Genomic DNA, 11,394 nt, shown 5'->3' with positions numbered 1-11,394 from the left:
ATCTATGTTTGAGCATAAAGTGAAAGCTGTAATATTATTCTCTGAAAAACACTCGGTGACGTGATTTCTGGCGTGCAATGTCGATTAAAAGCTTTTCTTCTTCGTAATAATATGTGCAGGCACTGCCGATGAATCTGGCGGCTCAATTTTGATTCAGTATATGGGCGGCTTCAAAAAACTGTACATGTGGCTACAAGTTTCTACGTTGCCGATGATCGCCGACTTAAAACCGATTGAATGGCCGATTTTGTCGTATAGTGACGTTGTGTATCCCGTTGTTAAAGCAATACAAGCAATGCGAGGTGTTCGTTTGTTGGTCGCCACCGGTGTTGTTGCTGAGCTTGGCGATTTAACGCGCTTCGATCATCCCCGTAAATTAATGAGTTATCTCGGTCTTGTACCCAGTGAACACTCGAGTGGTGGCAAACGCCATATTGGCGCTATCACAAAATGCGGAAATGGCCGAGCAAGACGCCTCCTTGTTGAAGGCGCGCACACTTATCGCTATGCAGCAAATATATCGACCGATATGCAAAAACGACAAGAAGGCTTACCAAAGCACATTATTGATATTGCGTGGAAAGCACAGATTAGGCTCTGCAAACGCTATAAAAAAATGATAGCCAAAGGGAAACACTACAATCTGGTTGTTACCGCCATTGCCCGAGAAATGATTGCGTACATATGGGCTATTGCAAGAGAAGTGGTGCTTACGCCAGTGAATACAAAACTTAGATTGGCAAGAGTACCCGCATGATAAACGAATTAGAGTTAATGCATGGGATCAAGCATCGGGTGTGACACAACCACCGACGGCGTTAGGATGGCAATGCAGCTAACGCTGCATTGAACCACGAACATAGACTGAAGACAGGTGCCACGACGAAATCAGTAAGGTCTGCTCTGTTACTAGAAATAGTAATAACCAACGACAAAATTGTCAGGAACAATTTTGAACAGCGCAGCTGATTCACGAAAGGCAGGACGCCTGTAGTCATATCAGCAAGATAACCGACGAAATTACTTGCTTCATCCTATGTATTAACTCGCTCTAATTCGAGCTAAAGTAATTATGGCTTAAAAAGTTAGGCAAGGATCTGTGTGTTTAACTTGACAGTGGGAGTCATACCAGGCTCTGCTCGTCAAAATGACTATCCGTGTGGGCAACATACGCCCACGCCAAACCAAAAACTCGTGGATACCCCGCAAAAGGGCCACTGGCTAGCTTTGGTAATTGGCGATAAAAACCATCTGGTAGATCATCTCTGACTTCACGAATTTGTTGCTCAATTAAATGATAATTATCCAGTAGCCATTCCGCCGCAGGAACGACACTGTGCCCTGCAGCCAATGCTTTGGCGTTAGCATGATAGGCTGCCAACAATACTGATGCATTTTGTTTGAGACGAACCTGTAATGATACAACTCTGGCAGTTGATTTTGACACTTCTTGTGCTTGAGCCAAACTGATTGCATGCTGCTCTAATCGCTCAACTCCGAAGAGTTCTTCGCGAACAGGCTGAACACTATTCCACGGTGGTTTTGCAAGTTGAGAGCAAAATAGTGAAGAAATGATATTTGACATAGTTGTCCCTAATTCTCTGCTGATTGGTGATCGCTAATTGAGAGTACTATTTTTAAAATGAGCTCATGTGTGTGAACAGCTTAACTTTCAGAGCCATACTTTCTGTGTTTCATTAGAGATAATGTAACTGGAAAATTTCTATGATTCGGTACGACAACGCACATAGTCACTATCTGTTGCGATATAGCGCAGAGCATTGTCTGCTATTTATAAATAGCTGATGTTTTTTGGTAACTATTCACCGCTGCAAAATAGCATTGACAGGATGACTGTTCGAGGCCAGCTCTGGACAAAATACTAATCTGTCCGCGGTTATAACTTATAATTCCCTGCTGCTGTAAATAACCTGCCGCAATCGTCACTGCACTGCGCCTTACACCCAGCATTTTCGCTAACAACTGATGTGTTAACTGCAGATGATCTGAATGAGTACGATCCTGTGTCATTAATAGCCATCGAGCAAGGCGTTGCTTCACTTCATGAGCGTTATTACATGCGCCCGTTTGAGCGAGTTGTTGCATCACCACGTAGAGATAATTAAGTATTAATTTTCTCACTAGCGGATTGCTTTCTAACCTGTGATTAAATTTTGCGGCGTCCATTCGTAGCGCACGTCCTGAACTTTGGACGATCGACTTCATAGCAGCGTTTGAGTTTTCAAGCGCAAGCGTGGCACCTAGCATGCCCTCATTACCAATTAATCCCATCGCAAAAGACTGTTTTTCGACAACCTCGATAAGTAATGAAATACAGCCCGTTACTGGAAAATAAACATATTTTATCGCTTCATCAGCAATATTGAGTGTTTCGCCAAACAACAGCTCTACTGGCGTGCAATTTTCAACAAACCATTGGTATTCGAGTCTAGGTAAATAGTTTAATAAATGATTGCTTACAACTGGTAAGGTGCACGTTGCAGTCACTCAGGCCTCCAATGGATAAATCCATATATCAAAGAACGTAATAGTTATTGATAACTTGGACTAACCGTCGTTTTTCGTCTGTGCGCTACAGCGCTATACTTGAAGTGATGGCTAATTTTAATACCAATCGACTTAAATATTTAATCATTCTAGCGCGCTAAATAAAGCGCTAACTGCGTTAGTAATTTTTCATGTAGAACAACTACATGTCAAAATTTCTGCCTTGTTATCACTGTATTTTTCTATCGCTATAAATGGTCAGTAACTTAACACGATTGGTATAATAAACAGGAGGAGCTAATCGAGGTGAGAGTCTGTGCTAATTGCAGACCACAAAAAGCAAAAAACCAGTAACATCGCTGTTACTGGTTTTTATAAGATGGTGCGGTTGGGGGGACTTGAACCCCCACGCCCGAAAGCACTACCCCCTCAAGGTAGCGTGTCTACCAATTCCACCACAACCGCATTGTTAAAGCTTTCGCTTTAGGTGTTAAACATATGATTTATTTGAGGATGATAAATCGTTTAACGATACTTTTAATAAGTATTAATTTGGTACGTCAGATTTCTCTTTCGTTGATGTTACTGGAACATCGTCAGTTGCAGGAGCAATTGTTTCAACTGCTGGTGCTGCTTCTAGGTTTTCCCACTCATCAGTCTTTTTGATCTGACCTGCAGTTAAGTTACCTAGTACAATACTTAGCACAAAGAAAACACTGGCTAAGATTGTAGTTGTTTTTGTCATAAAGTTACCTGCACCTGACGAACCGAAAACGGTTGCAGAGGCACCAGCACCAAATGATGAACCCATGTCCGCGCCTTTACCTTGTTGAATTAAAACCATACCAACAAGCGCTAAAGCAACAACTAAATAAACTACTAATAAAATTTCGTACATCTTATACGGTCCCTTTTGCACTTTCGCAGATTGCAGTAAATAACTCTGCTTTTAGACTAGCGCCACCAATCAGGCCGCCGTCTATATCTGGTTGTGCAAATAATAATTCGCTATTTTTTTCATTTACGCTGCCACCATAAAGAATGGTCAGCCCTTGTGCTAAATCACTACTGTTAGCAGCAATTTTATCACGGATAAATTTGTGCACATGTTGTGCTTGTTCAGGCGATGCAGTCTTACCTGTGCCAATGGCCCAAACGGGCTCGTATGCTATCACAGAATCTTTCAGTGCTGCTAGACCTAATTTATCAATTACTGCATCAATTTGTGCAGCAACGACTAATTCAGTTTGACCTTGTTCGCGTTGCTCTTCACTTTCACCAACACATAAGATAGGTGTTAAACCCACTTGTTGTGCACGAGCAAACTTAGCTGCAACAGTGTCATTGCTTTCGCCGTAGATACTACGACGTTCAGAGTGACCAACTAACGTATATTGGCAACCTAAATCTTTAATTAATTGCGCATCAACTTCACCAGTAAATGCACCTGGTTCATTTTCAGAAACCGTTTGTGCCCCAGTTGTTACACCTGTTGCTGTTAGCATAGGTAACAATGGGTAAGGTGGAAATACCACAACGTCTATCTGATCTGATTTTACGTTGTTGATAGCGTCAGATAATTGCTGTACTAACTCTTTCGAGCCGTTCATTTTCCAATTGCCTGCGACCATTGGCTTGCGTGTTGCCATTTTTCCACTCCACATTAGAAAGCGGGCGAGATAGTAACTCGACTCGCCCAAAGTTACAAGAGGTTATTGTTCTTAATCAGTTTGTTTGCTCATAGATTCGACAACTGCAGCAATTTTTTGTGCACTATCAAGGACTATTTTCTCTTCTTCGGCTTCTACCATCACGCGAACAACCGGCTCAGTGCCAGATTTACGTAATAACACACGGCCTTTACCAGCAAGTTGTTTTTCAACATCAGCAACCGCAGCAATAACCTCTGGTGTAAGTGTTGGATCTGTGCCCGCTTTATAGCGCACATTAATCATCTTCATCGGGTATTTAACAAACCCTGCGCCAAGATCTTTTAGCGTACGATTTTGCGCCACCATAGCAGCCAAAACTTGTAGGCTTGAAATGATGCCATCACCGGTGCTGATCAAATCCAGATTCAATACATGCCCTGAGCTTTCACCGCCGATTTTCCAGCCTTTTTCTTGTAGTAATTCCATTACATAACGGTCACCCACTTTACTGCGAGCAAACTCAATACCTTTCGCTTTAAGCGCGTTTTCAAGACCCATATTAGACATTACCGTGCCAACAACACCGCCGCCTAACATGTCATCATTGGCAGCTTGGCAGGCAATAATGTAAACAATATCATCACCATCAAATACACGGCCATTGTGATCAACCATCATTACACGGTCGCCATCACCATCATAGGCAATGCCAACATCAGCATTATGTTCTAATACTTTGCGTTTTAATGCATCAACATGGGTAGCACCGCATTCTAGGTTGATGTTTACACCATTTGGCTCGCAAGCATGGCTGATTATCTGCGCGCCTAATTCTCGCATTACTGATGGTGCGATATGATAAGTTGCACCATTGGCACAATCTAATACAATCTTTAAACCTTCTAACGACAGGCCTTGTGGGAATTGGCTTTTACAAAACTCAATATAACGGCCATCAGCGCTTTCTAAACGGCGGGCTTTACCTAGCTTATCAGATGCTACACAGGTCATTGGTTCATCAAGCATTGCTTCAATTTGTAGCTCTACTTCATCAGCTAACTTCAAACCTCGGCCACAAAAAAACTTAATGCCGTTGTCATGATATGGGTTATGAGATGCACTGATCACAATTCCAGCTTCAGCACGAAATGTTTGCGTTAAATACGCAACGGCTGGCGTCGGCATCGGGCCAAGTAACACCACATCGATACCTGCGGCGATCAAACCTGCTTCAAGTGATGTCTCTAACATATAACCAGAAATGCGAGTATCTTTACCAATAATGACTTTCTTAGTGCCATTTTTTGATAGTACCTTGCCTGCAACCCAACCTAATTTAAGTGCAAATTCTGGTGTAATTGGGTATTCACCCACCATGCCACGTACACCATCGGTGCCAAAATACTTTCTTTCTTTCATTTTTAAATTCCTTGTTCGCAAGCTTGCCACACGCCAAGCACATCTGCGGTTTCTTTTACATCATGTACACGAATAATTTTTGCGCCATTTTGCGCTGCAATTAATGCCCCTGCTAAACTGCCAGCAAGGCGCTCGTTTGTTTGTCTATTTAATAAGTTGCCAATCATTGATTTGCGCGATAGTCCTGCTAAAACAGGTAAACCAAAGTGGTTAAATTCATTAAACCGCGCCAGTAATTGGTAGTTGTGACTGAGGGTTTTACCAAAGCCAAACCCAGGGTCTAAAATAAGTTGCTGGCGCTGAATACCCGCTGTTTTACAGGCATTGATCCGCTGTACAAAAAAATCATTTATATCACTGAATAAATCATCGTAATGTGGAGAGTTTTGCATACTTCGAGGTTGGCCTTGCATGTGCATTAAACACACCGCAACGTCTGGATACTGAGCAACTGTTACCAGTGCGTTTGGCTCTTGTAAAGCACGCACATCATTAACAATATCAGCACCAGCTAGAATAGCTTGACGCATTACTTCACTTTTACTGGTATCAATCGAAATGATGCAATCATTAACGGCGCTATCACTGTGAGCACGAATTGCCTCGATTGCGGGTATTACTCTGGCTAATTCATCCTCAAGGCTAACATCAGGCGCACCAGGACGTGTTGATTCGCCACCAATATCTAATATGGTAGCACCATCTGCGAGTAACTTTTGAGCTTGTATGACAGCGCTGTCTGTTTGATAGTAGCGCCCGCCATCTGAAAAAGAGTCAGGAGTGATATTCAAGATCCCCATTATAACTGGGGTGTCGAGGTGTAAACTGCGACCTCTAGGTAACTTAACTGTGGTCATCTATCACCTTCAATACATCCATTGCATTGATATATATACTTTATTTAACCAGTTACAAAAAAGCCCCGACAATCGGGGCTTTTCGTTTAGCTATTTTAACTGTTATTCAGCTTTATCATCAAGATTTGTTTCATCTTTTTGAGCTGGCTTGTCGTCTTTTTCAGCAACTGGCTCTGCTTTGCTCTCTTCAACTGCTGGTTTTTTATCAGCAGTATCACGGCGGTCATGCGCATCACGTGGTTCACGTACAGGCTGACGTGCCATTAGATCATCAATTTGCTTAGCATCAATCGTTTCATATTTCATTAATGCATCTTTCATTGAATGCAGAATATCAATATGATCTTTCAAGATTTGCTCAGCGCGTTGATAGTTGCGATCTGAGAACAAACGAACTTCAGCATCAATTACTTTTGCCGTTTCATCCGACATGCTCATGGCACGACCACCGCCGCCACCCATGTACATCTCATTTTGATCTTCAGCGTATAGTAATGGCCCTAATTTTTCACTTAGGCCCCACTGTGTAACCATTTTACGCGCAATGTCAGTAGCACGTTCAATATCGTTACTAGCACCAGTAGTTACTTTATCTTCACCATAAATCAGCGCTTCAGCAATTCGGCCACCATATAAGCTTGAAATCATTGATTCCAATAGCTCTTTAGAGTGACTAACACGGTCTTGCTCTGGTAAATACATCGTTACACCAAGGGCACGGCCACGTGGAATAATCGATACTTTATAAACAGGATCGTGCTCTGGTACTATGCGGCCAACAATTGCATGTCCGGCTTCATGATACGCAGTCATTTCTTTTTCTTTCTCGCTCATCACCATGGTCTTGCGCTCTGCGCCCATCATGATTTTATCTTTAGCAGCATCAAATTCAGCCATGCTAACAACACGTTTATTACCACGTGCAGCATATAGAGCCGCTTCATTGACTAAGTTTGCAAGATCAGCACCAGAAAATCCCGGTGTACCACGCGCAATAACAGAAGCTTCTACGTTATCGCCTAATGGCACTTTTCGCATATGTACTTTAAGGATCTGTTCACGGCCACGGATATCAGGTAAGCCAACCACTACTTGGCGGTCAAAACGACCAGGACGAAGTAATGCTGGATCAAGTACATCTGGGCGGTTAGTCGCGGCAATAACGATAATACCTTCATTGCCTTCAAAGCCATCCATCTCTACTAGCATTTGGTTAAGTGTTTGCTCACGCTCATCGTGACCACCACCCATACCTGCGCCACGTTTACGGCCTACGGCATCAATTTCATCGATAAAGATGATACATGGCGCTGCTTTTTTCGCTTGCTCAAACATATCACGAACACGCGAAGCACCCACACCAACAAACATCTCAACAAAGTCTGAACCTGAAATCGTAAAGAATGGTACTTTCGCTTCACCAGCAACGGCCTTAGCAAGCAAGGTTTTACCCGTACCTGGAGGACCAACCATTAATACGCCTTTAGGAATACTACCGCCAAGTTTTTGGAATTTAGATGGATCACGTAAGAAATCAACAAGCTCTGTTAGATCGTCTTTAGCTTCATCACAACCGGCAACATCTGCGAAGGTGGTTTTAATTTGGTCTTCACTCATTAAGCGTGCTTTACTCTTGCCAAACGACATAGCACCTTTGCCACCGCCGCCTTGCATTTGACGCATGAAGAAAATCCATACCCCAATTAGTAATAACATTGGGAACCATGAAATTAAGATGCTCGCTAAGAATGATTGCTCTTCTGGCTTCACACCTTTTACATTCACATCACTTTTTAATAAGTCATTAAGAATGTCTTTATCATAAATAGGCATGATCGTTTGAAAGCGATCGCCATTGGTTTTAGTGCCAGTAATTGTGCCACTGGTACTTTCGATTGCCACTTCTTGTATAGCGCCACTTCGGGCATCTTTTACAAATTGACTGTAACTAGTTTGACGGTCTGTTTGATCGCCACCATTAAAGCTCTGAAATACTGACATTAGCACAACTGCAATGACCAGCCAGAGTATTAGATTTTTCGCCATATCGCTCAAGGGGTTAACCTCTTGTATCCAATTAATTTAAATTCAACTAAACGCCTGACAACTGTACTACAGTTTGTAGCCTGTCGCTACTATATATACTTCACGTGATCGCGCACGTGAGGCGTCGGGTTTACGGATTTTTACAGTTTTAAAGCTATCACGCACTGTTTTTAAGAATTCATCAAAGCCTTCACCTTGGAATACTTTAACAACAAATGCACCATTTTTCTTTAAAACTTGGCTACACATATCTAATGCTAATTCCACTAAATACATGCTTCCAGCTTGGTCAACGGAGCTATTACCACTCATGTTTGGTGCCATATCAGAGAGCACCACATCAACATTTTTACCATTAATGCGATTTAATAACGCATCTAAAACAGCTTCTTCTCGGAAATCTCCTTGCAAAAAATCAACGCCGGCCAATGAATCCATAGGTAATATATCACAAGCGATCACCTGCCCTTTATCGCCTACTTTTTCTGCTAAATACTGTGACCAGCTTCCTGGCGCAGCTCCCAAATCAACAACAGTCATGGCTGGGCGTAGTAATTTATCTTTATTTTGGATCTCGTCGAGTTTAAAAATCGCACGAGAGCGCCAACCTTTCTTTTGTGCCTCGTGAACATAAGGATCATCAAAATGTTCCTTCAACCATCGCTGTGAACTGGCCGAAAGTTTCTTATTCGTCATAAATTAACACGCAACTAATTAGTAATATTCTCTAGATGGCGTTAGAATACCCTTAATTCAAGCCATATTCAGCAAAATTTGTAACAACATGAAATTATCGAACAAACAAAAGCAGTTTTTAAAAGGTCAAGCACACTCTCTAAAACCAGTTGTACTTCTTGGTTCTAACGGTTTAACTGAAGGTGTATTAGTTGAAATTCAAAGCGCTCTAGAAATCCACGAACTTATTAAAGTAAAAGTACCTACTGATGATCGTGAGACTAAAGCACTGATTTTTGAAGCTATTATTCGTGAAACCGGTGCTGAGAAATTACAGTCAATCGGCCACACCCTTGTGCTTTATCGCCAAAGCGAAGAAAAGAAGATCCAATTACCACGTAATTAATTTTCTATTCCGCTATAAAAAAACCAGCAATTGCTGGTTTTTTTATATCTGCGACGCAACTGCAATAAGTTGTAAATAAATATATTACATTGCTCAAAAATTCATCTTCATATCACTCAACTGATAACCTTGCGCTTCGCTTTGTAAGATAAAATAGCGGTTAAATTCAGTTTCAGGCATCTTTTCAACATCTATTTGCGCTATTAATTTTGCCAATTCTGGCGTGGTATTACTATGGCCTACAATCACCACTACGCCATCTTGCGCTAAAACAGTGTGTTTAAATGCGGCTAAGTCACGAGGGTCGTAGCTTTGAATTGTAATATTAAAATGTTCAGCAATAGGAGTTGCGGTCTCGATAGTGCGATTATAGTCCGTACTAAAAACTGCTGTTGGCTGGACTTTACTAAGCAGACTCACTAACTGCTGCGCCCGTTGCTTGCCGGCATCCGTAAGATGGGGATCGTTGCCTGTTAATTTTTCACTATGGCGAAACAAAAAAATACTTTGCGGTGCTGCTGTTAAATTCGCAGTAAACAGTAATATTAAGCTCGCTAAAATATAGTTCATTTGTCTTCCTCTTTATACATTGCTAGTTGTTGTGAGCGTTTGAATAGCAACACACGATCAATAAACTCTGTCGTTAATTCATTAATGATACCGGTTTCGGCGTTAAGGATCAGACTGAAACCTATGTTTAAGTGCGGTATTACTACAAGGTCACTGCGATATCCTTGCACCCAGCCGCTATGATAGTAAATGGTTTCATTATCATATTCGTAAACCCGCCAGCCTAAGCCATAATAGGCCTCGCTAAGTTGCTTTTTCCACACTCGACGCCGTAACTCTTTTTTTGTATGCGTATAAGGACGAGTTTGACTGGCTAACACTGCACTGGATAATACCGTTGGGTAATATCCTAACTGCGCTTTTAACCAAATAGCCATATCACTGGCACTAGCATTAACGCCGGCTGCGGGAAGTACCTTGTAATAATTTTTTTCAATTTTGCGGTATGCCAGCGTTTGCGCCCTCTTACATGGGGATGAGCATAATTATCATCTGTTACCATCGCTGTATAACCCAGGCTTGCATCATTCATATTTAATGGTGAAAATATAAATTCACTCATCCACCGAGAGTAATCCAATTTAGTACTGCTTTTGATCACTTCAGCAATTAAGCTAAACATCACATTTTGATAGCCATAGCACTGCCCTGGCTGGCAAATAGGTTCCACACTCAACAACTTTTGCACTATATCAGGGTAACTCATTCTTGATTCAATCAAGTTATCATACGCATTAGGTACTAAACCGCTGGAGTGACTGAGTAAGTGAAAAACTTTTAAATTATTTTTGTAATCCGTATTGGCGAAGGCTGGAATAAATTTACTGACAGGGTCGTCTAAAGAAAACTTCCCCTCATTGGCTAACTTTGCACTGAGTGAGCCTGCAAACGTTTTAGATACCGATGCTAAGCGAAACCGAGTATGGGCATTGACTGCTAAGCCCTTATTTAGCTTTGTTACCCCAAACCCTTGTATATGCGTATCATCAGGGCCATTAACTATCGACAACGCAGCCCCTGGGATCCCTTTGCTTTTTAATTTATGTTCGAGATGTTGTGTGTAATCATTAACAAATTCTTGCCACTGTTGCTCGCTGGCATGAACCTGCGATTGAAATAACACTAACGTGATAACGAAAAAAAAGGAGTTGATTAACGACACAAAGGACTTCATTTTTTATTATTTTTATCTAGATTAAGACATTCTTAGCTTTATAATACCATGAAGTTTTATTAAGACTAACGTACAATATTCCGATTA

10 protein-coding genes, 1 tRNA gene and 2 pseudogenes are annotated in these 11,394 nt (G+C 41.7%); 2 read left to right on the top strand and 11 right to left on the bottom strand.

The annotated features are described in order from the left end of the window. Positions 1-268 precede the first annotated feature (268 nt). Positions 269-757 (top strand): annotated as a pseudogene (locus tag P4S61_RS14855) (transposase); the annotation flags it as partial. Between the two features lie 366 nt (positions 758-1,123). Here the strand turns inward: P4S61_RS14855 and P4S61_RS14850 are convergent. The 9 genes from P4S61_RS14850 to rlmE all read right to left on the bottom strand — a co-directional run bounded on the left by P4S61_RS14850 (position 1,124) and on the right by rlmE (position 9,178). Continuing rightward, positions 1,124-1,585 carry a hypothetical protein gene (locus P4S61_RS14850; RefSeq protein ID WP_220493095.1) on the bottom strand — a complete coding sequence of 154 codons (462 nt, stop codon included), beginning with the start codon at positions 1,583-1,585 and terminating at the stop codon, positions 1,124-1,126. A 203-nt stretch (positions 1,586-1,788) separates the two neighbouring features. Beyond that, positions 1,789-2,508: a Crp/Fnr family transcriptional regulator gene (locus P4S61_RS14845; protein ID WP_182759900.1), complete on the bottom strand. Its 720-nt coding sequence runs from the start codon at positions 2,506-2,508 to the stop codon at positions 1,789-1,791. Positions 2,509-2,888: 380 nt separating this feature from the next. Then, positions 2,889-2,973, bottom strand: a tRNA-Leu gene (locus P4S61_RS14840). Positions 2,974-3,055: 82 nt separating this feature from the next. Beyond that, positions 3,056-3,406, bottom strand: coding sequence for a preprotein translocase subunit SecG (gene secG / locus P4S61_RS14835; protein WP_337118549.1), 351 nt, complete (start codon positions 3,404-3,406; stop codon positions 3,056-3,058). Between the two features lies 1 nt (position 3,407). Next, positions 3,408-4,157, bottom strand: coding sequence for a triose-phosphate isomerase (gene tpiA, locus P4S61_RS14830; RefSeq protein ID WP_337118548.1), 750 nt, complete (start codon positions 4,155-4,157; stop codon positions 3,408-3,410). Between the two features lie 72 nt (positions 4,158-4,229). Then, positions 4,230-5,579 carry a phosphoglucosamine mutase gene (glmM, locus tag P4S61_RS14825; protein ID WP_337118547.1) on the bottom strand — a complete coding sequence of 450 codons (1,350 nt, stop codon included), beginning with the start codon at positions 5,577-5,579 and terminating at the stop codon, positions 4,230-4,232. Between the two features lie 2 nt (positions 5,580-5,581). After that, complete coding sequence (gene folP / locus P4S61_RS14820) at positions 5,582-6,436, bottom strand: dihydropteroate synthase (RefSeq protein ID WP_337118545.1); 855 nt, start codon at positions 6,434-6,436, stop codon at positions 5,582-5,584. A gap of 102 nt (positions 6,437-6,538) precedes the next feature. Next, positions 6,539-8,482, bottom strand: coding sequence for an ATP-dependent zinc metalloprotease FtsH (gene ftsH / locus P4S61_RS14815; RefSeq protein WP_145239198.1), 1,944 nt, complete (start codon positions 8,480-8,482; stop codon positions 6,539-6,541). 66 nt (positions 8,483-8,548) lie between these two features. Continuing rightward, the gene (gene rlmE / locus P4S61_RS14810; RefSeq protein ID WP_145239201.1) at positions 8,549-9,178 is read right to left on the bottom strand and encodes a 23S rRNA (uridine(2552)-2'-O)-methyltransferase RlmE; all 630 of its coding nucleotides are present in this window, start codon (positions 9,176-9,178) and stop codon (positions 8,549-8,551) included. An 88-nt stretch (positions 9,179-9,266) separates the two neighbouring features. On the opposite strand from rlmE, the gene yhbY reads away from it, so the two are divergent. Continuing rightward, the gene (gene yhbY / locus P4S61_RS14805) at positions 9,267-9,563 is read left to right on the top strand and encodes a ribosome assembly RNA-binding protein YhbY (protein ID WP_016707974.1); all 297 of its coding nucleotides are present in this window, start codon (positions 9,267-9,269) and stop codon (positions 9,561-9,563) included. Positions 9,564-9,656: 93 nt separating this feature from the next. Here the strand turns inward: yhbY and P4S61_RS14800 are convergent, their stop codons facing one another. Then, positions 9,657-10,133 carry a SixA phosphatase family protein gene (locus P4S61_RS14800; protein WP_145239204.1) on the bottom strand — a complete coding sequence of 159 codons (477 nt, stop codon included), beginning with the start codon at positions 10,131-10,133 and terminating at the stop codon, positions 9,657-9,659. Next, positions 10,130-11,307 (bottom strand): annotated as a pseudogene (locus tag P4S61_RS14795) (serine hydrolase domain-containing protein). Before P4S61_RS14795 ends, P4S61_RS14800 begins: the two are co-directional and overlap by 4 nt. Between the last annotated feature and the right edge of the window lie 87 nt (positions 11,308-11,394).

The organism is Pseudoalteromonas sp. B160 (assembly GCF_037162485.1).
GTDB classification, from domain to species: domain Bacteria; phylum Pseudomonadota; class Gammaproteobacteria; order Enterobacterales; family Alteromonadaceae; genus Pseudoalteromonas; species Pseudoalteromonas rhizosphaerae.
This window is presented reverse-complemented; position numbering and strand designations above follow the sequence as displayed.